Raw genomic sequence first — 20,977 nt, forward strand, 5'->3', positions numbered from 1 at the left:
TAAGTAGTAGGTGAAGTTCAGTTATGAAAAAAGTAATTACATATGGTACATTTGATTTAATACATTGGGGACATATAAGACTACTAGAGAGAGCGAAAGCAATTGGAGATCATTTAACTGTAGTTCTTTCGACTGATGAATTTAATCAATTGAAGCATAAGGAGTCTTATTATTCTTATGAGCATCGAAAATATATTTTAGAAGCTATTAAATATGTTGATAAAGTAATTCCGGAAGAATCATGGAATCAGAAGAAAAATGATGTTATAAATGAAAATATAGATATTTTTGTAATGGGTGATGATTGGAAGGGTCATTTTGATTTTTTAAAAGATTACTGTGAAGTAATGTACCTTGAAAGAACTCCTAATATTTCAACAACTAAAGTAAAGGTTGATTTAAAAGTATGAAGAAAAGAATAGGCATCATTTGCACAACAGTCTTTCATTACGTACATTTTTCAAGTATGGCAAAAGAATTAGAACAAGCGGGTTTTAAAATAGAGTACATTATTTATACTCCATATTATGTTAATGAGCGTGTGAATAGATTAAAAGAAGTATTTGACAGAGAAAATGTAACATATTGTGGGTTTGAGCAATTATTTGATAAAAGTGTACCGTTTGATGCATTGTTAGCTCCTTATTATATGCCGGGATTTCAATTGGTAGATAAAGAAATCTATAAAATACGATGTTTATATGGCTACTCTAAAGATGCTTGGAATTATGCAGAGTGGAACAAAGGTTTTGATTTAGTATTAAGTTATGGTCCTTATGCGACAAAACACCTGGAAGTTTATACTAATGTAACTGAAATTGGCCATCCTAGATTAATAGGTAATTATTTGACTCAATTGAAGGATATTACAGGTAAAATTTTGGATAAAAGATCATTGCAGGGGCATAAAACATTAGTTTATTGTCCTACGTGGGCAGATTTGTCATCCCTTGATATGTTTGTAAGTAATATTTCGTTACTTACAGAGAATTTTAATGTTATTGTTAAATTACATCATGGAAATGTGCTTTCAGATGAAGGGTCGAATTGGGATTCCTTAAAGGAAATCAAAAATCTTTATTTGTACGACGAATATACAAATCTATTCGACCTTTTACAATTTGCAGATATTGTATTGAGTGATTATAGTGGTTCTATTTTTGATGCAATGCTATTCAAAAAACCTATTGTGTTGTTAGATATAATTGATGAGGGGATTGTTAATACAGGGTCTGTTAATTTGAATAAGATGGCGAATATTTCTCTTTATAATAATACAGATGTTACAAAGAAAAGTTTAGATATTCAAGTGCGTGACATACTCCCACATGTGAAGAATTTTAATGAGCTAATTAATATTCTCGAACAGTCGATGCAAGAAGACATTCCTTACAGTCAGTTACTTAATGAATTATATAGTTATCAAGATGATTTTGCTAATAAAAGGGCAGCACTGGCAATTGATAATCTACTTAATAATGCAAAACAAAGTTGGGACGATGATAAGTCTTTTCACATTTTGGACGAGGACATGATTGTTGATTTTTTAAATGCCTATAAAGATAAGTTAAGTATTTGGGGAGCAGGGTTGTCGGGGCAAATTCTTGTAGCATGGTTAAGTGGGAGAGGTGTAAAAGTTAATAAATTTATGGATGCTGATAATAATAAGCAAGGAAAAAAATTTATGGATTATAAAATCATAGAGCCTGTCGTATGCAAAGGGACTATTATAACGGTAACTGGAAATGGGTTGAAAGCTATTAAATTATTATATAAAAAAGCAGGGTTTAGAGAAGGGGAAGATTTCATATCAATATTTAAGGAATAATTAAGGATGATAATTTAAATGAAAAAAATATTACTGTTTGGAGCAAGCTTAGGAGGGCAAAATTTTATAAAAAATCATGCGCAAGATTATGATTTTTTAGCAATTATTGATAATGATTCTTCAAAACAAGGGCTATCGTTGCATAATATTGAAATCGTGAGTCCGGAAGAAATCGGGAATTATATTTATGATAAGATTATCGTTGCAAGCATGTACGTTGACTCAATCTCAAAACAATTAGAAATCTTGGGTGTTCCAAGTAATAAAATAGAATTCGCTCCTAAAAGTTCAATGAAAATGGATAAATACCCCTTTGAAGATCCCCAAATTTTAGGAAAAGCAAATGATTTAATTTTAGAGATTTCTAGAAGTTTAATTAATATTCCCCATTTTTATACTTTTGGTACACTACTTGGTATTGCTAGAGATGGAGGATTGATTCCTTGGGATGATGATATTGATATTGCGATTTTTGTAAAGGATTTTAAAATCATCAAAAAAACAATTTTAAAAGATGTTTCTAATTTTGAAAAATTTTTTGATTTAAAAATATATACTAGAACGTATTCGAATGGTAAGCCAGCTTCACTAACAATAGATTGTTTATGTGACGGGCGCAAATTATTTATGGTTAATTTTGATTGTATGGATGTTGATGGGGAAATGGTAAAGCAGGAATTGAATGATACACCTAAAAGTTTTTTTGAAAGCTATGATAATTTAAATTTCCAAGGCTTTAATATCCGTGTTCCGAAAGACTATAAAAGCTATCTAGATTATACTTATGGTAATTGGCGTGTTGTCAGGAAAAATACGAGCTTTGCTGATAATACGATTTCCTTTAGGGAACCTCTATATAGTTGTATAGTCGAAATTATTTATGAAAGTAAGTGAAGGCATTGTTTGAAAAAAAAACTATTCTAATCACCGGCGCAACTCGCGGAATTGGCTATGCAACGGCAGTACAAGCAGCAAAAAACGACTGGACGATCATTATTAATGGTCGCAATGAAGAGCGTCTATTAGAAATAAAGGAAGAGCTTGAAGTAGAATACAAAGCTACAGTATATACACTGAGTTATGATGTATCGAATGTAGAAGCGATTAAAAGAGCGTTTTTATGGATAAATAAAAACATTAGTCAACTGGATTCAGTAGTGAATAATGCAGGTGTAATGAAAGATTCATTACTAGGTATGCTAAAGCCTGAACAGCTTCAAGATTCGTTATCTGTGAATACGAATTCCGCCATTTATCATATGCAATACGCTTCACGTTTAATGATTAAGCAAAAATCGGGTTCTATTATCAATGTTAGTTCAATTATTGGTCGTGTTGGCAATGCTGGTCAAACAGTCTACAGCGCTAGTAAAGCTGCTGTGATTGGCGCAACTTATTCTGCTGCGAAGGAATTAGCGCCTTATAATATTCGTGTCAATGCGTTAGCACCTGGATTTATTGAAACAGATTTAACAAATGGTTATTCCGATCACTTGAAACAAAATACACTTTCCCAAATAAAAATGGGGCGTGCAGGAACAGCGGAAGAAGTAGCAAATGTAATATTATTTTTAGCCTCTGATTTATCTTCTTATGTGACAGGGCAAGTGATTGGTGTAGATGGGGGTATGGTTGTATAGCCATACCTTTTCTTTTTACTAAATTTGATTATAATTAAATATAAATTGACGATAAACTTATATATAAGTTAGGCAGGGATAGCGATGAATAATGAACAAAAATTACGTGAAATTTTCGCGGAAAGCTTAAGTATTGAACTTTCACAAATTACAGAAGAACTAGCATATAATTCAATTCCAGAATGGGACTCAATCGCGCATATGGCATTAATTTCGGAAATTGATGATCATTTTGATACAATGCTTGATACAGATGATGTACTAGATATGAGTACATTCGCCAAGGCAAAAGAAATATTAACTAAATATGATGTAGAATTTTAATGTGGGGGGTGTGGTAACGTTTATCACACCTTTTTTTCTATGAGGGAGGCAAAGTTCATGCATTTTTTTGAACTGAACTGTGAAAAGTCAGCTATTATTACTAATGAAAAAAGCTATAGTTATAAGGAAATTGCTACTGTTGAATTTAATAGTAATAAAAAAGAAATTATTTTAATCTTATGTCAAAATACAATTGAAATTATGTCCTCCTATATTTCGGCTATGAACAGTAAACATACAGTTATGTTACTTTCCGCTGATATTAACGAGATGCTTTTACAAAACATCATTGAACAGTATAAACCGAAATGGATTGTCGGACGAGAAAGTTATGAATGCTATCAAATCGATAACGAGAAATTAGTACGAATAGAAAATGTAGAAGTAAACATTCATCCTGACCTTGCAATGCTTCTTAGCACATCCGGCACAACAGGCAGCCAAAAATTTGTGCGTTTATCTTTTGAAAACTTAAAAGCAAATGCAAAATCGATTATAGAGTATTTAAAAATCGACGAAAATGAACGTGCGATCATGAATTTACCTCTTTCTTATTCTTACGGCATGTCGATTGTGAATAGTCATTTACTTGCAGGGGCATCGATTCTTTTGACCAATGAAAGCGTGATGGAAAAATCATTTTGGGAGTTTGTAAAAAACAATAAGGCGACATCGATTGCAGGTGTACCGTTCACATATCAGATGCTACAGCGCATCGGTTTTACGAAATTGGATTTGCCACATTTAAAAGTAATGACACAGGCTGGTGGTCGATTAAACGAGAAGCTTGTGCGTCATTTTGGAGAGTATGCGTTAACAAATAACAAGCGCTTTTACGTTATGTACGGGCAAACAGAGGCGGCACCGCGTATTTCGTACATTCCTCATGATAAGGTGCTAGAAAAGACGGGCACAATCGGCATTGCAATTCCGGGTGGAAACCTCTCAATAGAAGACGATGAGCTCGTGTATCGCGGTCCGAATGTGATGATGGGTTACGCGGAAAGCTTACATGATTTAGCTAAAGGTAATGAGCTCGGTAGCGTTCTTCATACGGGTGATACCGCAATGGTTGATGAAGATGGTTACTTTACAATTACAGGTCGCCTAAAGCGTTTTATAAAATTATTCGGTTTACGCATTAATTTAGATGATGTGGAAAAAAAGCTTGAGGAGAAGTTCCACATTCCTTTAGCTTGCACGGGTTCTGACGATAAATTAATTGTAGTGATTGAGCAGAATGAATATTTAGAAGCAGTGAAGGCTGAGATAGAGTCACTTTATCAACTGCATAGAACGGCGTACAAGGTAAAGGTACTACCGATTCCTCATTTTGCAAATGGAAAAACAGATTACATGAAATTAAAGGAGCTATGTTTATGACGGTTCCATATCACTTAAAACAGAATGAAAAAGAACAGCGACTATTAGAAAAACTAAATGACTTAATAAGTTGGCATATGGATAACAGCCTTGAATATAAAGCAATAATTGAAAAAAGTGGTGTAATCTCAAAAGCAACTCGCCTCGAGGAAGTGCCATTTTTACCTGTACAGTTGTTTAAATTAATGGACTTAAAATCAGTTCAACAAACAGAAGTTGTCAAAGTCCTGACTTCAAGTGGTACAACGGGACAGGCAGTATCTAAAATTTATTTAGATAAAGAAACATCGGTTGCACAAACGAAAACACTTGTTGAAGTGATGAAGCCGATTTTAGGCGGCAAGCGTTTGCCGATGATTATTTTAGATACGAAATCAGTATTGAAAGACCGCAAGTCATTTAGCGCGCGTGGTGCAGGGATTTTGGGTTTTTCCAATTTCGGGCGCAAGCATTTTTATGCGTTGAATGATGATATGACACTTGATGTGGCCGGTCTACGAGCTTATTTAAATGAATATAAAGGGGAGCACATTTTATTATTCGGCTTTACGTTTATGATTTGGCAGTATATATACAAAGAAGCACGGGAAAAAGGTTTAAATATTGATTTTGGAGATAGTGTTCTCATTCATGGTGGAGGCTGGAAAAAGCTGAAGGACGAAGCGGTGGAGGCAGAAACGTTTAATCGTTTAATAAAAGAGCAACTAGGTATTCAAGAAGTCCACAATTATTACGGCATGGTGGAGCAAGTGGGTTCAATTTTTGTAGAGTGTAATCAAGGATACTTGCATGCACCGCAGTTTGCTGATGTCATTATTCGCAATCCGATTACGTTTGAGCCAGTTACAGTTGGTGAACAAGGCTTAATTCAAGTGTTAAGTGAGCTACCAAAAAGTTACCCTGGTCATTCGCTATTAACCGAAGATTTAGGGACAATTCATGGTATTGATAGTTGTGCTTGCGGCTGGAAAGGGAAATATTTCACCGTGGAAGGGCGTATTCCAAAGGCAGAGCTACGAGGCTGTAGTGATACGTTTCAAGGAGGTTTAAAGGAATGAAGTTATTTTGGCCAACCAGTGAAAGCTTTGAAGAAGCGCTAAGTAATTTGAAAAAAGCATCTTTAAATCACCCATTTGATGAGGAAGTCCTTGAATTTACTCAAAGTCTATCAAAAAGATTTGTGCGTATGCGCAATTTTCCGGAAGTTGTTGCTCTTGGATATTGGTTACGCAAAGCAAATGTGAAACAAATGCAAACTCAGTTTGAAGATGTGGTTGAGGGGAAATTTGTCCGAGCACGTGGTTTGAGTTTCCATATTGCTCCATCAAATGTTGATACAATTTTTGTTTATTCGTGGATGTTATCGTTATTAGCAGGTAATAAAAATGTTATTCGACTTTCTAGTAAAATGGAAGTAAATGAGGTATTGCGTGTTATTTTAGAGGAGATTCCAAACTTTGACAAAGTTGCAAAGCAAACAATGATTTGTACGTATGGTCATGAAGAAAACGCGACAACTGTTTTAAGTAAAGCTTGTCATACGCGAATTATTTGGGGTGGCGATGCGACGGTGAATGAGATTCGCAGCATACCATTAGCACCACTTGCAAATGAATTAGCATTCCCAAACCGTTTCTCATTAGCGGTTTTGAATGCAGAAAAAGTAAGTAAACTTAATGAACAAGCATTAGATGCCTTATTAGAGCAGTTTTACAATGACGTTTTTTGGTTTGATCAAATGGCTTGCTCTTCACCACGTTTAGTCGTGTGGGTCGGACAGTCGAGTAGGGCGTTTTGGCAAAAGTTAGAGCAAAAAATTATGGCGAAGCAATATGAATTGTTAGCGGCAACACAAGTACTAAAATATACGACAAGCTTGCACCTGGCAATAGAAAATTATGTAGGGAAAGTTGAGACTTCTACTTATTTTTCACGTGTGCAATTAGATGAGTTGCCTTCAAAAGTTCGGGAACAGCATTGCGGTGGTGGACTGTTTTATGAATATGAAGTAAGTACGCTAGCTGATTTGGCCCAAGTCATTAACGATAAAGATCAAACAATTGCCTATTTTGGCTTTGAAACGTCCGAGCTAGTACAATTCGTACAAGGCATTCCAACACGTGGTATTGACCGTATTGTACCGATTGGACAAGCACTTAATTTTGATGGAGTATGGGATGGGCAAAGCTTTTTGACATCATTTACGAGAGAGGTAGTAATCCTATGAGATGGATTCCGATAGAAGAAAAGCATTTGCAGCAAATTTTAGATTGGCGTACGAGTGAAGAGATAACTCGCTTTATGTATACCGATATTGAATATAGTTTAGAAAATCAAAAAAAATGGCTAGAAAAAATGAGAGTTGATGAAAACGGGCGTTATTTTTTAATGGAATATCGTGATGATTTAATTGGTTTTATTTCTCTTACAAATATTAATTGGGATTATAAGCATGCGACATGGAATTTCTATATTGGAAATATGAAATATGCCATGCTTGCAGGGTTTTTAGGGGCTTATATGTACAATTATGCATTTTATGAGCTTGGTCTAGAAAAGTTAAATGGTGAGGTAATGGATATTAATGAAGGTATACGTAAACTTCATATGAAGCAAGGTGCTCGTGAAGTTGGAGTATTTGAGCGACACATTTTGAAAAATGGTGTTTGGCATAATGTATATTTGTTTGAAATGACGAAAGATCGCTGGATTGATGTTGGGCAAAAATTCAAAAAGTATGTGCCAGAGGTGATGGAATGAACACAATCGTTATCATGCAAGCAAGAATGGGCTCAACTCGTTTACCAGGGAAAATTCTACAGCCATTAGGTGATGTTGACGTATTAACCTATAATATTGAGCGCTGTCGTGCTACTAAAGGTGTAAGTGAAGTAATCATTGCCACAAGTTCTCTCCCACAAGACGATACGATAGCAAAATGGTGTGAGAATCATCATGTCGCTTACTTCCGGGGCTCTGAAGATGATGTTTTAGATCGCTATGTACAATGTGCAAAAATATATAAGCCTGATTACGTGATGCGTGTGACATCAGATTGCCCATTTGTAGATTACGAAATGGCAAGTGAAATGGTTGCTTTAATGGATGCGGAACGAAAAGATATTATGTTACTTGAAGGTGAACTTCCAAGAGGGTTAGCAGTAGAGCTTGTTTCCTATGAAGCATTATTACGAATCCATGAAGCAGGAAAAGAGCCTCGCCATCGTGAGCATGTGACGTATTATGCATATGAATTTAAAGAGCAGTTTGATACGGTTACATTTAAAATACCAGGAAATCGCCAAGCACCTGAACTTAGAATCACGCTTGATACGGAAGAGGATTATGCACTTATTTCAGAAGTAGCCAAGCATTTTAATGATTCGCTAGTATCGAGTGTAGATGTGATTCAATTTTTACAACAGCATCCCGAAATTGCAAAAATAAACGCACATATCGAGCAGAAGCCGGTGATTTAAATGAATATTATTATTCGTACAGATGCCTCCATAGCAATTGGCAGTGGTCATGTCATGCGTTGCTTAACAGTTGCAAAGAAATTAAATGAAGCAGGTTGTCACGTGAAGTTTTGGATGGAGCCACTCGAAGGTAACTTAATAAACTTTGTTGCACAACAAGGTTTTGAAAATGTGACAGAGGCTGAAACTGCGGATCTCTATATTGTTGACCATTATCGACTTAATATAGACTGGGAGCGCATGATTCGTTCGTATACACAGAAGATTGTTGTCATAGATGATTTAGCGCGTGAGCATGATTGTGATTTACTTCTCGATCAAAATGTAGTGCCCAACTATGAAATGCGTTATGACGGGTTAGTGCCAGCGCATTGTATAAAGCTAGTCGGCCCAAGGTATTTAATAATGCGGGAAGAGTTTATTGAGGCGCGACTGAATGTGCGTAAACAACATAATGAAATTGAACGCTTACTCGTCTTTATGGGGGGGACTGACCCAACGAATGAAACGATGAAAATTTTGAGCGCATTTAATGGCAAACAGTTTCCGCATATTGATATCGTTGTAGGGAATGGCAATCGGATGAAGAGTCTAATTGAGGAGATTTGTCATAAAGAAGGCCACCATTATCATTGTCAAATCAATTATATGGCGCAGCTGATGCAGCTGGCGGATTTTGCAATCGGTGCTGGAGGTGCGACGATGTGGGAGCGTTGTTACTTAGGCCTCCCTTCAAGTGCGACAATTGTTGCCGATAATCAAATTAGTACCACTGAATACGCTGATTCACTTGGTGCTGTAAAAAATTTAGGGTGGCATGAGCAAGTTACCGTTGAAACATACGAAAATCTCATAAATAACTTAATGAATAATAGAATGTATACAGGCATGAGTGAAAAGGGATTTGAGATAACTGCAACAGAAATACCGAATTTATGGTTACACGAAATATTGGAGTTGAAAAAATGATAAAAATCGGACACAAGGAAATTGGCCGACATACGAAGCCGTTTATTATTGCGGAAATGTCAGGCAATCATAATCAGTCATTAGAGCGTGCATTACATTTAGTAGAATTGGCAGCTGGAGCAGGTGTCGATGCATTAAAATTGCAAACGTATACCCCTGATACAATTACATTAGAAGTTCATACAGGTGAATTTTTTATTCAAGATGATGCGAATCTATGGAAAGGCAATTCACTTTACAATCTATATAAAGAGGCGTATACACCTTGGGAATGGCATAAAGCTATTTTTGACAGAGCAAATGAGCTCGGTTTATTGGCCTTTAGTTCACCTTTCGATGAAACAGCAGTCGATTTCTTAGAAACTTTAAATGTACCTGCTTATAAAATTGCTTCGTTTGAGAATGTAGATTTACCGTTAATTCGCAAAGTCGCGAGTACAGGAAAGCCAACCATTATATCCACAGGAATGGCAACGGCTGCTGAGTTGGATGAAGCAGTGCGTGCATTTAAAGAAGAGGGTAATGAACAACTTATCTTATTAAAATGTACAAGCACATACCCAGCAACACCCATAAACTCTAATTTAGCGACAATTCCACATATGCGTGAATTATTTGGCACAGAAATTGGCCTATCAGATCATACGATGGGGGTTGGAGTATCAGTAGCTGCTGTTACACTTGGCGCAACCGTTATTGAGAAGCATTTTACAACTTCGAGAGCAGAAGGTGGTGTCGACTCGGCATTTTCAATGGAACCCCATGAATTAAAAATGCTCGTTGAAGAAACAGAGCGTGCATGGCAAAGTATCGGCAAAGCGAGTTATGGACCAACTGCGATTGAAAAAGATTCAACTAAATTCCGCCGTTCTTTATATATTGGGGAAGATTTGAAAGCAGGCGATATTTTAACGGTTGAAAACTTACGAAATGTACGTCCAGGCCTCGGTTTACCGACGAAATATTATGATTTAGTTTTAGGGAAAGCGATTAAGCAAGATGTAAAGAAAGGTACGCCGCTTAGCTGGGAGTTGTTATTATGAACAAATTTATTTCTTACGGCCGTCAAAGTATTGAAGAAGAGGATATCCAAGCAGTAATCGATACACTACGCTCGCCAAATTTAACACAAGGTCCAAAAATTTCCGAATTTGAACAAGCAATTGCTGACTATATCGGTGTTAAATATGCAGTAGCTTTTTGTAATGGAACTGCGGCTTTGCATGGAGCTTGCTATGCTGCCGGGATTGGTGAGGGAGATGAGGTCATTACTTCCCCAATTACCTTTGCTGCTAGTGCAAACTGTGTGCGTTATGTTGGTGGGACAGTTGTTTTTGCCGATATTGATGAAACAACCTATAACATTAGTCCAAATGAAATTCGCAAAAAATTAACAGATAAAACAAAAGCCATTATTCCAGTTGACTTTACAGGACAGCCAGTGGATATAGATGAGATTATGGCTATTGCTTGGGAACATAATTTAGTTGTGATCGAAGATGGCGCACATTCATTAGGAGCAACATATAAGGGGCGTAAAGTAGGTACGACTGCACATATGACAATGTTTAGCTTTCATCCAGTCAAGCCTATTACGACTGCTGAAGGTGGCATTATCGTAACAAATGATGAACATTTTTATAAGAAATTATTGAAATTCCGTAGCCATGGCATTGAACAAGTACCTTATTCACAAGAAAAAGGTGGCTGGTACTATGAAATGACCGATCTTGGCTATAATTATCGCATGACCGATTTACAGGCGGCACTAGGTGTTTCGCAAATGAAAAAACTTGATACGTTTATTGCTCGTCGTCAAGAAATTGCAAAATTATATACGGAAGCTTTACAGGATGTAGAAGGAATTATCCTGCCAAAGCAACTTAAGCTAACAGAATCAGGATGGCACTTGTATATGGTGCAGTTAGAAAATGCAGACCGTAAACAAGTATTTGATGCGATGCGAGCGGCAAATATTGGGGTGCATGTGCATTATATTCCCGTTTATTGGCATCCCTATTATGAAAAATTAGGTTATAAAAAGGGGCTTTGTCCTGTAGCAGAAGATTGGTATGAAAAAGCATTGACACTCCCAGTACATCCTGCTTTGAAGAATGAAGATATAGCTAGGATTATAGATGAATTGAAAAAAAGTATTTAACAACTTTAAGTTACAGGCTTACTTAGAACATTTGGGTAAGCCCTCTTAGCATACAAGCCAAAGAAAAATCAGAAATAATAAGCCTCATTTTCTGTAGAAATTATAAGAAAAGTTAATATTATTAAGGTTAAACCGATAAAAAATATACAATAAAAAGGCGCTTGTATTGATTTCAAGGAGGATGGAAAACATGCGAATTTCAGGAAATGCAAATGTAGATGTATCGACAATGTCAAAGACTATTGCTACTGCTCAAAATGTTGATAAATTTGCAAAGCAAGGAAGCGAAACGCCTATAACAACTGTAAATTCTACAACAGTGGAAAAAAGTATGATGGCATCTTTAGATAATAGTGAGGAAACGAAGCAAAAAGTGCAAGAGGCTGTTCATACAATGAATGAAATTTTAGAAACCAACCATAACGCTTCAAAGTTTGTCTATCATGAAGGATTGGACCGATACTATGTCTCAGTGGTAGATCGGGAAACAGAAGAAGTTGTAAAGGAAATTCCACCCCGAAAGTTGCTAGACGCATTTTATGAAATGCAAAAAATGGTCGGCATGATTGTGGATGAAAAAATATAGCGATATTTTTACGAGGACCTAAAATAATTTTTGGGTTCTTTTTAATTGGCAAAATGAGATATTGAGGTGAAGTTTTTTTGATTATTACCGATATTATAAATAATAATAGCTTGGTGTATTTCGAAGGGAGACGAAATTATGGTAATGCGTGTAGGTGGTCTTGCATCAGGAATGGATATTGATGCTCTAGTTGAAAAGTTAATGCAAGCAGAAAGAATTCCATTAAATAAAACTTTTCAGAAAAAACAAACGCTTGAATGGCAGCGCGATGCATATCGAAATGTTAACACGGTTACACAAAAATTAAATAAATTTTTAGAAGATAAAATGTTCTTGCAAAGTCAAATGATGAAGAAAACCGCAACTTCTTCGAATGATAACTTAGTGTCAGTGAATGCAACTGGCAATGCAATAGGAGCATTAAGTATTGAAAGTGTAACCCAATTAGCTTCTGCTTCTCAAAAAGTTGGAGTACAAACAGGGCACACGGGTAGTACAAAACTATCTGAATTAGGCTTAACTTCAAATTCAGTAGAATTAAGTGCGATAGATAAAGATGGGAATTTAGGAAAAGCAGTGAAAATTAGCTTTGATCCATCGAAAGATACCATCAATGATTTTGTAAAAAAAATCAATTCAAGTAATGCTGGGGTAACAGCTTTATTCGAAAATGGTCAGCTTTCTTTAACTGCTAATAATACAGGTAGTGAGAAAAGCGGAAAAGGTGAAATTATTTTTGGACAAGGGAAAGAAATTTTTAATGAGTTAGGTTTTGCCGATGAATCGCAGGTAACAGGGAACAAGGGACAGAATGCCATTTTCAAAGTGAATGGTATCTCAATGGAACGCTCTTCCAATAAAGTAACTGTTTCTGGCTATGAGATCACTTTAAAAGAAACGTTTAATGCAAAAGCTGGTGCAGCTGACCAAGTAGCTGTTACTCAAAAGGAATGGGATAATGCAAAAGCAGCTTTAGTAACCTTATTAGCTACACAGGATGCGGCAAAACAAACGTATGATGATTATAAAAGAGATAATTACGATCCAGAGTACGCCAAATTATTTGGAACAAATACTTTAACTACGGACCAACAAGCAAAATTTAACAGTTTGTCTAGTGCAGGTACAGTAGCAAGGCTAGAAAATACAGATTTAGCAGCATTAAGAAGTTTAAATATTAGCGAAGAGGAATTTGCAAATGCAACTGCGCTAAAAGACAAAATCACAAATTCCGGTCTTAATGATACTTCTAAAGCTAGATTAATAACTTTATCAAATACGGATTTAAAAGAGCTGAATAGCGCTGATGGAGAAGATTTATTAGCACGTGCTAAGCAAGTAGATTACGAAAATACGTATAAGTCGCTTGATAAAAAGTTTTTAACAAAACTGACTGCAGATGATTTAAATTTTCTGAATTCAATTAATGGAAAAACAAATGAAGAAATTGATGCTGCATTGGCAGACGAAAGTTTACCTAAAGAAGTTAAGGATAAGTTCAAGGGTTTAGATAAAGTAGATTTAAATAGACTAAGTGATTTGTCCATCGATAAAGATGGAAGTGGAAGTGATCTAAAAAAATTCCAAGATTTTTACCCAATCGATAAGCAAAATCAAGCGAATTTAACTGCTTCCCAAGCAGCTAATAGTGCATATGAGGCTGGTGTAAAACGTGAAGCCCAAGCGGAAATAGCATATAATAGTGCTGTTGCTGCCCAAGGAGCAACAGCGAATGACACATCTCCAAAAGTTGCATCTGTCGGGGTTACATCAACTTCTGATACGACTGCAATTAAAGATCGTATTAAGGAGTTTGTTACAACGTATAATGAAATGCTAGATACATTAAATGGTTTATTGAAAGAGAAGAAATACCGTGATTATGCACCGCTAACGACCGAACAACGTGAAGATATGTCTGAAAATGAACAGAAACTTTGGGATGAAAAATCGAAAAGTGGTTTATTACGAGGCGATTCCTTAATTCGTGAAAGTCTTTACAAAATACGTTCTCAATTTGTGAGTTCCATTAACGGCTTAGGTGATAAAACGATGGATGCTTTTGCCGAAATCGGTATTACGACTTCGGATAAGTTAACTGAAAGTGGTAAATTAGTAATTAACGAAAAGAAATTAGATGAAGCACTCAAAAAAGATCCGCAACAAGTGGTTGAAATGTTTACGAAAACAGGCGAAGTTAAAACGACATATGATCCTGTAAAGGGACGGAATGTCATAGAGGATTCTAGAGGACTTACTCAACGTTTACGTGATGAAATCTCGACTTTAACTAAAAATATCGAGAAAAAAGCTGGTAGAGAGGGTTCGACAGAGCAATCGTATAATATTGGGCGCAATATTGTTCAAGCTGATGATCGTATTACAAAATTACAGGCTAAACTAAAAGATATCGAAGCCCGCTACTGGAGACAATTCACGGCAATGGAAACGGCGATCAATAAAGCTAACCAGCAATCTTCAATGTTCACGCAAGGATAAAATTTTTCGGGTGGCCAAAAAATGGATAATACACAAAAGCTTTTACAAATCTCGGCAAAGTTGTTTCAACATTTGACAAATATGCCTGAAGAGGAAAAACGTGATGAATATATTGCTAAAATTAACAGTTTATTAGACGAACGTGGTATACTTATCGAACTAATACAACGTGAGCAATTTGTACTGGATTTGAAGAATAATAAATCGCATACTATGCTTGCTGAGTTAGATAAAGGTATCCGCGAGCGTTTGAATAATGTGATGAAAGCGGTGCAAGACGACTTAAAAGACCTGCAAAACGCCAAAAAGCATGAGCAGCAATATATAAATCCATATGCGAATGTTCAAGTAATGGATGGTCGCTACTATGATAAAAAAAAATAAAATAACTAGCTTCAAAAGGAGTGTTTTTGTTGACAGCACAAACAAATGCTTTCAATGCCTATAAACAAAATAGTGTTACAACTGCATCACCGGGGGAATTGACGCTAATGTTATATAACGGATGCTTGAAGTTTTTAAATAAAGCAAAGCAGTCAATCGACGAAAAGAAAATTGAAGAACGCAACCATTATATCCAACGATCTCAAGCAATTATCGGTGAATTAATGTCTACACTTAACATGGACATCGAAATTTCAAAACAAATGTTACCGCTATATGAATATATGAGTCATCGATTAACGGAGGCGAACATCAAAAATGACCCTGCCATCATCGAAGAAGTCGAAGGCCTAGTAATAGAATTCCGCGACACTTGGAAAGAAGTTATCAAAATTACACGCCAGCAGCAATATGGTACAGCTGGACAAGTTTAAAATAAAAGAAGCCGCTGTGAGAAGACTACATTCTTTTCACAGCAGCTTTTTCATATATATCTTTTCTCTCAAATTCGACTTCATTATTTATAAAATTTAATATAATCAAAATAGTATTGATTATATTGTACTATTTTGTATAATGTAAATAATTAGAAATTTGAACTTAGATATATTCACTACAAAATAAACGTACATAATCAATAGACCTACATAGATTTATAAACATCCACGACCATTAGCATCAATAAATTAATATTCGCCTTTTAGTAAGAAGAAAACGGTAATATTAAACCCCAAGATGCCACTACAACCCATGAATCCGAAAATTTTATCCGTTTTCCCCATACATAATAAATTGGTAAGTCATCTATCACAATTCTGTTCCATTGCGGTATTGTTTTTGGCTGGAAAAATTACATTACTTTTATTCATCAAAGAAAGCGGTTACCAAATTTAGTTAACCGACAAAGGGGGTGAGTGGGTATGTGAAATGGCAATATAAAAACCCCAAGTGAGCATCCTCCAAAGATATCACCTGAGGTTTGGAAGCCGGAGTATACCGACATATTGTTAGTATACTCCTTTTCATTAAAAATGATAACTATAAATTGGAAGGAGTATGGAAAATGTATAGAAATTCCTTGTATGATGCCTGTGTATTAAAGCCTAAATTTGACCAGTTCAATAATCTTTATACGCTTATGATTACTCCAAATGGCTATAAAAGAAACCCTTTAACACCGATGCAATTGCTCGATATGGAGCTGAAAGAACATGGTTCCAGCTTAAAAGGTGCAAAGGAAGCGGCAAAAGCGGTGCTTGACTCCAAATCTGTTAACCCGATCATGATTCCGAGGTCTCGGCTATCTCATTTTTGGTTTCCGACAGAGGCGATGCGTAATATCGAAGATTGTATGTACTTTGCATTGCATCATGTCGATGATATCAAGCCGCATTTGGAAAATCATTCAGTTGTCATTTTAACGAATAATGAAAGAATTAAAGTGCCTGTATCGTACAGTAAACTGAATAAGCAGTGGATGAAGGCAAAAGATTATTGTTCGACTACCTTAATAAAGCAGTTTTACAGGGATCCTGTATATTCAAAAGCCGAGAAATCAATTATGTTAGAGTGTGCAGAAATAAATGAACAATATGTAATCAATTAATAAGCATAGAGTTTTACGCAACGGAGCATCCCAATGTGTGAAACTCTTTTTATTTCTCAATTTTTTATCGAATGCACAATCTTTTATTGCAAGAGGAAAAAATTCCGGTTCATTTGTCATGAGTTTGAAGTCACAAATTCTTCGTAAAATAGCAATTAAGCACATAGACATTTAATCATGTAATGCATCATAATGTGGGTATATAAATCGTAGCACTGAATGGCTAGGGGGAACAGTTATGGCGTTTAAACGCACAGAAGGATTTCGTTTTACTTTTGGGGTCCCGATCGAAGCAAATTTTACCGAATTGATCAATGGGAAACAGGAACAATTAGAGGTGATAAAATACCCTTGTGAAATCATTGATGTGAGCCCACATGGCATGAAAATGTTTTCTTCTCGGGAAATTGGTGAAAATAATAATAACCTGGTGCAGTTGGAACTGGAATTCATTTTAGACGAAGTATTGATTAAGGCCATGGGAGACATCGTATGGAAGAAGAAATACGGCGATAAGTTTCAATATGGTTTGATCTTCGAAAATCAGCCAGGTATTGAAGAACTGATCGTCAGTGAATTGAAAGTACGCCGCAGAAAAGAAGTCGGACGTAATTAAATTGGTTGGTTACCATTGAATTTTATAACGATGCGATGTCTTTCTTATCAATATGTAGGACAACTTGTCGAAATATGAAAAAAGTTTCAAGTCGTAACAGGATTTTATTTATGTATGTAGAATTAGATTAGTAAGTGCAGTAATGAAGGAGGAGTTCACATGCTAAAGTTTAACATTCGTGGTGAAAATATTGAGGTAACTCCAGCGATTCGAGATTACGTGGAGAACAAAATTGAAAAGGTAGAACGCTATTTCAATGAAGATCTTAACGCGAACGCTAACGTCAATTTGAAGGTTTATAATGATAAACAAACAAAAGTAGAAGTGACGATTCCGATGAAAAATTTAACGCTGCGTGCCGAAGAGCGTCATAACGACATGTATGCGGCTGTTGACTTAATTGTCGACAAGCTAGAGCGTCAAATCCGTAAACATAAAACAAAAGTAAACCGTAAATTCCGTGATCGCGAAGGTACAGGTATCTACTTCGCCAATGTGGCATCCCAAATGGAAGCGAACGCAGAATCTTCAGAGGATGAATATACAATCGTTCGTACGAAGCAATTTGATTTGAAACCGATGGATCAGGAAGAGGCTGTTCTACAAATGAACATGCTTGGCCATGATTTCTATATCTTCACAGATGCCGAAACAGATGGCACAAACATCGTTTACAAACGGAAAGACGGTAAGTACGGTTTAATCGAAACAAACTAAATGATGGGCTTACAAGCGGATTGCCTGCAATAGGCAGTCCGTTTTTTGAGTTGGAATGTTCCTAAAATTACCATTATGCATCAGTCTATTTGCACCACCGGTATATATAATGCTAAAATATAATTTGAGACTATTTATTGGGAAGTGACCAATTCGATGGCAAACATATTAAATAAATTATTTGATTTCAATAAAAAAGAAGTAAAGCGTTTAGAAAAGATTGCAGATAAAGTAGAAGCATTGGCAGGGCAGTTTGAAAGCCTATCTGATGATGCATTAAAAGCGAAAACAGAAGAATTTAAAAACCGTTATCAAAACGGGGAAACAGTGGACGAATTGTTGCCTGAAGCATTTGCGACAATTCGTGAAGCGTCTCGCCGTGTTCTTGGCATGTTCCCGTTCCGCGTTCAGATTATGGGGGCGGCTGCATTAAATGAGGGTAATATCGCGGAGATGAAAACCGGTGAAGGTAAAACTTTAACGTCGACAATGTCCGTTTATTTAAATGCGCTTACTGGTAAAGGTGTTCACGTTGTAACGGTCAATGAATATTTAGCAAGCCGTGACGCGACTGAAATGGGAGAGTTATATAATTGGTTAGGCTTAACAGTCGGTCTGAACCTGAATAGCCTGTCAAAAGATGAGAAGCGAGAAGCTTATGCTGCGGATATTACATATTCGACGAACAATGAGCTTGGCTTTGACTATTTACGCGACAACATGGTGCTTTATAAAGAAGACCGTGTACAGCGTCCGCTTTATTATGCGGTAATCGATGAGGTTGACTCGATTTTAATCGATGAGGCGCGTACACCGTTAATCATTTCCGGACAAGCAGGGAAATCTGCACAGCTTTACGTACAGTCAAATGCATTTGCCCGTATGTTAAAGCAGGATGAAGACTACAACTACGAAGAATCAACAAAAGGTGTAACGTTGACAGAGCAAGGAATCGAAAAGGCGGAGCGTGCGTTTGGCATCGATAACTTATTCGATTTAACACATGTTCGTTTAAACCATGCGATCAACCAAAGCTTAAAAGCCCATGCATCAATGCATAAAGATGTCGACTATGTTGTGCAGGACGGGGAAGTTGTAATCGTTGACGGCTTTACTGGTCGTCTAATGAAAGGTCGTCGCTATTCGGATGGTCTTCACCAGGCGATTGAAGCGAAAGAAGGTCTTGAGATTCAAAATGAATCGATGACAATGGCGACCGTTACATTCCAAAACTATTTCCGTATGTACGAGAAACTGTCTGGTATGACAGGTACAGCGAAAACAGAGGAAGAGGAATTCCGCAACATCTACAATATGCAGGTTGTAGCGATTCCTACGAATAAGCCGATTGCGCGTGATGACCGTCCTGACCTTATCTTTGCAACGATGGAAGGCAAGTTCAAAGCGGTTGCAGAAGATATCGCAGAGCGTCACCGTGTAGGTCAACCAGTACTAGTTGGTACTGTTGCAATCGAAACATCGGAAATTATTTCAAAATATTTAACAAAATTTAAAATTCCGCATAATGTTCTAAACGCGAAAAACCATGAGCGTGAAGCGGAAATTATTTTAAATGCCGGTCAAAAAGGTGCCGTAACGATTGCGACAAACATGGCAGGTCGTGGTACGGACATTAAACCGGGTGAAGGTGTACTTGAAATCGGCGGGTTAGCGGTAATTGGTACAGAGCGTCATGAATCGCGCCGTATCGATAATCAGCTTCGTGGTCGTTCTGGTCGTCAAGGGAACCCGGGGGTAACGCAATTCTATCTTTCATTAGAAGATGAACTAATGCGTCGCTTCGGTTCAGATAAAATGAAGTCGATGATGACAAGACTTGGTATGGATGATACACAGCCGATTCAGTCAGGCATGGTTTCTAAAGCGGTAGAATCAGCACAAAAACGTGTTGAAGGGAACAACTTCGATGCGCGTAAACGTCTATTACAGTATGATGATGTACTTCGTCAGCAGCGTGAAGTGATTTACAAAGAGCGTGAAGAAGTATTGGATTCGGAAAATATGCGTGCGTTAGTGGAGTCGATGATTTCTCAGGCTATCGAAAATCAAGTAGCCCTTCATACTCAAGGTGAGAAGGAAAACTGGACACTGGATGCACTTGAAGACTATATCGCAGCAAATCTTTTAGATGAAGGCGATATTACGAAAGCGCAGCTTGAAAATAAATCACCGGAAGAAATGATCGCGTACATCTATGGAAAAGTGACCGAGCGCTACAATGAAAAAGAAGAAGCGATGACACCGGAACGTATGCGTGAATTTGAAAAGGTTATTTTACTACGTTCAATCGACTCGAAATGGATTGACCATATCGATGCAATGGACCAGTTACGTCAAGGGATTCACTTACGAGCTTACGGCCAAAATGACCCATTACGCGAATACCAGCAAGAAGGTTTCGCAATGTTTGAAGACATGGTCGCAGCGGTACGTGAAGATGTGGCGAAGTACGCATTAAAAGCGGAAATCCGCAGCAACCTGCAACGTGAAGAAGTAGCAAAAGGCCAAGCTGTTAACCCGAAAGAAGAGGGCGCAGCGAAACCGAAAAAACTACCAACACGCAAAGCCGAAAACATCGGACGCAACGACCCATGCCCATGCGGCAGCGGCAAGAAATACAAATCATGCCACGGCGTAGGACAATAAAAGCAATAAAAACGAGGTCATTGAAACTATGCTCAATGACCCGGTTTGTTTTATAAGGATTTATAATGAACTAGCGTAAATAAAGAAATGGTTTATTCAATTTACTCTAGTTGGTCGG

The 20,977-nt window shown here is 36.8% G+C and carries 21 protein-coding genes; all 21 read left to right on the top strand.

Annotated elements, in window-relative coordinates; translation table 11 throughout:
• Positions 1-23 precede the first annotated feature (23 nt).
• The 21 genes from tagD to secA all read left to right on the top strand — a co-directional run bounded on the left by tagD (position 24) and on the right by secA (position 20,859).
• Complete coding sequence (tagD, locus tag AC0VXV_RS03910; protein WP_475530434.1) at positions 24-410, top strand: glycerol-3-phosphate cytidylyltransferase; 387 nt, start codon at positions 24-26, stop codon at positions 408-410.
• On the top strand, positions 407-1,828 hold the full coding sequence (locus AC0VXV_RS03915; protein ID WP_475530435.1) for a CDP-glycerol glycerophosphotransferase family protein: 1,422 nt from the start codon (positions 407-409) through the stop codon (positions 1,826-1,828). The genes tagD and AC0VXV_RS03915 overlap by 4 nt, the downstream gene beginning before the upstream one ends.
• Before the next feature lie 18 nt (positions 1,829-1,846).
• Positions 1,847-2,722, top strand: coding sequence for a nucleoside-diphosphate sugar epimerase/dehydratase (locus AC0VXV_RS03920; protein WP_475530436.1), 876 nt, complete (start codon positions 1,847-1,849; stop codon positions 2,720-2,722).
• Positions 2,719-3,468, top strand: coding sequence for an SDR family oxidoreductase (locus AC0VXV_RS03925; RefSeq protein ID WP_475530437.1), 750 nt, complete (start codon positions 2,719-2,721; stop codon positions 3,466-3,468). The genes AC0VXV_RS03920 and AC0VXV_RS03925 overlap by 4 nt, the downstream gene beginning before the upstream one ends.
• 84 nt (positions 3,469-3,552) lie before the next feature.
• Positions 3,553-3,792, top strand: a complete 240-nt coding sequence (locus tag AC0VXV_RS03930; protein ID WP_475530438.1) for an acyl carrier protein — start codon at positions 3,553-3,555, stop codon at positions 3,790-3,792.
• Between the two features lie 57 nt (positions 3,793-3,849).
• A complete protein-coding gene (locus AC0VXV_RS03935; RefSeq protein ID WP_475530439.1) occupies positions 3,850-5,175 on the top strand; it encodes an AMP-binding protein in 1,326 nt (441 codons plus the stop codon).
• Positions 5,172-6,233 carry a LuxE/PaaK family acyltransferase gene (locus AC0VXV_RS03940; RefSeq protein WP_475530440.1) on the top strand — a complete coding sequence of 354 codons (1,062 nt, stop codon included), beginning with the start codon at positions 5,172-5,174 and terminating at the stop codon, positions 6,231-6,233. The genes AC0VXV_RS03935 and AC0VXV_RS03940 overlap by 4 nt, the downstream gene beginning before the upstream one ends.
• A complete protein-coding gene (locus AC0VXV_RS03945; protein ID WP_475530441.1) occupies positions 6,230-7,402 on the top strand; it encodes an acyl-CoA reductase in 1,173 nt (390 codons plus the stop codon). Before AC0VXV_RS03940 ends, AC0VXV_RS03945 begins: the two co-directional genes overlap by 4 nt.
• Positions 7,399-7,935, top strand: coding sequence for a UDP-4-amino-4,6-dideoxy-N-acetyl-beta-L-altrosamine N-acetyltransferase (pseH, locus tag AC0VXV_RS03950; RefSeq protein ID WP_475531396.1), 537 nt, complete (start codon positions 7,399-7,401; stop codon positions 7,933-7,935). The genes AC0VXV_RS03945 and pseH overlap by 4 nt, the downstream gene beginning before the upstream one ends.
• Positions 7,932-8,654 carry a cytidylyltransferase domain-containing protein gene (locus AC0VXV_RS03955; RefSeq protein WP_475530442.1) on the top strand — a complete coding sequence of 241 codons (723 nt, stop codon included), beginning with the start codon at positions 7,932-7,934 and terminating at the stop codon, positions 8,652-8,654. Before pseH ends, AC0VXV_RS03955 begins: the two co-directional genes overlap by 4 nt.
• Positions 8,655-9,623 (top strand): UDP-2,4-diacetamido-2,4,6-trideoxy-beta-L-altropyranose hydrolase, encoded by a 969-nt coding sequence (gene pseG, locus AC0VXV_RS03960; protein ID WP_475530443.1) that lies wholly within the window; start codon positions 8,655-8,657, stop codon positions 9,621-9,623. It begins immediately after the preceding gene.
• Positions 9,620-10,666 (top strand): pseudaminic acid synthase, encoded by a 1,047-nt coding sequence (pseI, locus tag AC0VXV_RS03965; protein ID WP_475530444.1) that lies wholly within the window; start codon positions 9,620-9,622, stop codon positions 10,664-10,666. Before pseG ends, pseI begins: the two co-directional genes overlap by 4 nt.
• Entirely contained in the window at positions 10,663-11,784 is a 1,122-nt protein-coding gene (gene pseC / locus AC0VXV_RS03970; protein WP_475530445.1) for a UDP-4-amino-4,6-dideoxy-N-acetyl-beta-L-altrosamine transaminase, read from the top strand. Before pseI ends, pseC begins: the two co-directional genes overlap by 4 nt.
• Before the next feature lie 190 nt (positions 11,785-11,974).
• Positions 11,975-12,370 carry a flagellar protein FlaG gene (locus AC0VXV_RS03975; protein WP_475530446.1) on the top strand — a complete coding sequence of 132 codons (396 nt, stop codon included), beginning with the start codon at positions 11,975-11,977 and terminating at the stop codon, positions 12,368-12,370.
• 138 nt (positions 12,371-12,508) lie between these two features.
• Positions 12,509-14,869 carry a flagellar filament capping protein FliD gene (gene fliD / locus AC0VXV_RS03980; protein WP_475530447.1) on the top strand — a complete coding sequence of 787 codons (2,361 nt, stop codon included), beginning with the start codon at positions 12,509-12,511 and terminating at the stop codon, positions 14,867-14,869.
• A gap of 21 nt (positions 14,870-14,890) precedes the next feature.
• Positions 14,891-15,253 carry a flagellar protein FliT gene (fliT, locus tag AC0VXV_RS03985; protein WP_475530448.1) on the top strand — a complete coding sequence of 121 codons (363 nt, stop codon included), beginning with the start codon at positions 14,891-14,893 and terminating at the stop codon, positions 15,251-15,253.
• A gap of 29 nt (positions 15,254-15,282) precedes the next feature.
• Positions 15,283-15,687, top strand: coding sequence for a flagellar export chaperone FliS (gene fliS, locus AC0VXV_RS03990; RefSeq protein WP_475530449.1), 405 nt, complete (start codon positions 15,283-15,285; stop codon positions 15,685-15,687).
• A 629-nt stretch (positions 15,688-16,316) separates the two neighbouring features.
• Positions 16,317-16,859, top strand: a complete 543-nt coding sequence (locus AC0VXV_RS03995; protein WP_475530450.1) for a competence protein ComK — start codon at positions 16,317-16,319, stop codon at positions 16,857-16,859.
• A 238-nt stretch (positions 16,860-17,097) separates the two neighbouring features.
• The gene (locus tag AC0VXV_RS04000) at positions 17,098-17,475 is read left to right on the top strand and encodes a PilZ domain-containing protein (RefSeq protein ID WP_475530451.1); all 378 of its coding nucleotides are present in this window, start codon (positions 17,098-17,100) and stop codon (positions 17,473-17,475) included.
• A gap of 159 nt (positions 17,476-17,634) precedes the next feature.
• On the top strand, positions 17,635-18,192 hold the full coding sequence (hpf, locus tag AC0VXV_RS04005) for a ribosome hibernation-promoting factor, HPF/YfiA family (protein ID WP_475530452.1): 558 nt from the start codon (positions 17,635-17,637) through the stop codon (positions 18,190-18,192).
• A gap of 156 nt (positions 18,193-18,348) precedes the next feature.
• Positions 18,349-20,859 carry a preprotein translocase subunit SecA gene (gene secA / locus AC0VXV_RS04010; RefSeq protein ID WP_475530453.1) on the top strand — a complete coding sequence of 837 codons (2,511 nt, stop codon included), beginning with the start codon at positions 18,349-18,351 and terminating at the stop codon, positions 20,857-20,859.
• Positions 20,860-20,977: the final 118 nt, after the last annotated feature.

This window comes from Solibacillus sp. iso_87 (assembly GCF_056173085.1).

Coding starts and splice junctions, on each gene's coding strand:
- tagD (WP_475530434.1), top strand. CDS start 24: ATGAAAAAAGTAATTACATATGGTACATTTGATTTAATACATTGGGGA.
- AC0VXV_RS03915 (WP_475530435.1), top strand. CDS start 407: ATGAAGAAAAGAATAGGCATCATTTGCACAACAGTCTTTCATTACGTA.
- AC0VXV_RS03920 (WP_475530436.1), top strand. CDS start 1,847: ATGAAAAAAATATTACTGTTTGGAGCAAGCTTAGGAGGGCAAAATTTT.
- AC0VXV_RS03930 (WP_475530438.1), top strand. CDS start 3,553: ATGAATAATGAACAAAAATTACGTGAAATTTTCGCGGAAAGCTTAAGT.
- AC0VXV_RS03935 (WP_475530439.1), top strand. CDS start 3,850: ATGCATTTTTTTGAACTGAACTGTGAAAAGTCAGCTATTATTACTAAT.
- AC0VXV_RS03940 (WP_475530440.1), top strand. CDS start 5,172: ATGACGGTTCCATATCACTTAAAACAGAATGAAAAAGAACAGCGACTA.
- AC0VXV_RS03945 (WP_475530441.1), top strand. CDS start 6,230: ATGAAGTTATTTTGGCCAACCAGTGAAAGCTTTGAAGAAGCGCTAAGT.
- pseH (WP_475531396.1), top strand. CDS start 7,399: ATGAGATGGATTCCGATAGAAGAAAAGCATTTGCAGCAAATTTTAGAT.
- AC0VXV_RS03955 (WP_475530442.1), top strand. CDS start 7,932: ATGAACACAATCGTTATCATGCAAGCAAGAATGGGCTCAACTCGTTTA.
- pseG (WP_475530443.1), top strand. CDS start 8,655: ATGAATATTATTATTCGTACAGATGCCTCCATAGCAATTGGCAGTGGT.
- pseI (WP_475530444.1), top strand. CDS start 9,620: ATGATAAAAATCGGACACAAGGAAATTGGCCGACATACGAAGCCGTTT.
- pseC (WP_475530445.1), top strand. CDS start 10,663: ATGAACAAATTTATTTCTTACGGCCGTCAAAGTATTGAAGAAGAGGAT.
- AC0VXV_RS03975 (WP_475530446.1), top strand. CDS start 11,975: ATGCGAATTTCAGGAAATGCAAATGTAGATGTATCGACAATGTCAAAG.
- fliD (WP_475530447.1), top strand. CDS start 12,509: ATGGTAATGCGTGTAGGTGGTCTTGCATCAGGAATGGATATTGATGCT.
- fliT (WP_475530448.1), top strand. CDS start 14,891: ATGGATAATACACAAAAGCTTTTACAAATCTCGGCAAAGTTGTTTCAA.
- AC0VXV_RS03995 (WP_475530450.1), top strand. CDS start 16,317: ATGTATAGAAATTCCTTGTATGATGCCTGTGTATTAAAGCCTAAATTT.
- AC0VXV_RS04000 (WP_475530451.1), top strand. CDS start 17,098: ATGGCGTTTAAACGCACAGAAGGATTTCGTTTTACTTTTGGGGTCCCG.
- hpf (WP_475530452.1), top strand. CDS start 17,635: ATGCTAAAGTTTAACATTCGTGGTGAAAATATTGAGGTAACTCCAGCG.
- secA (WP_475530453.1), top strand. CDS start 18,349: ATGGCAAACATATTAAATAAATTATTTGATTTCAATAAAAAAGAAGTA.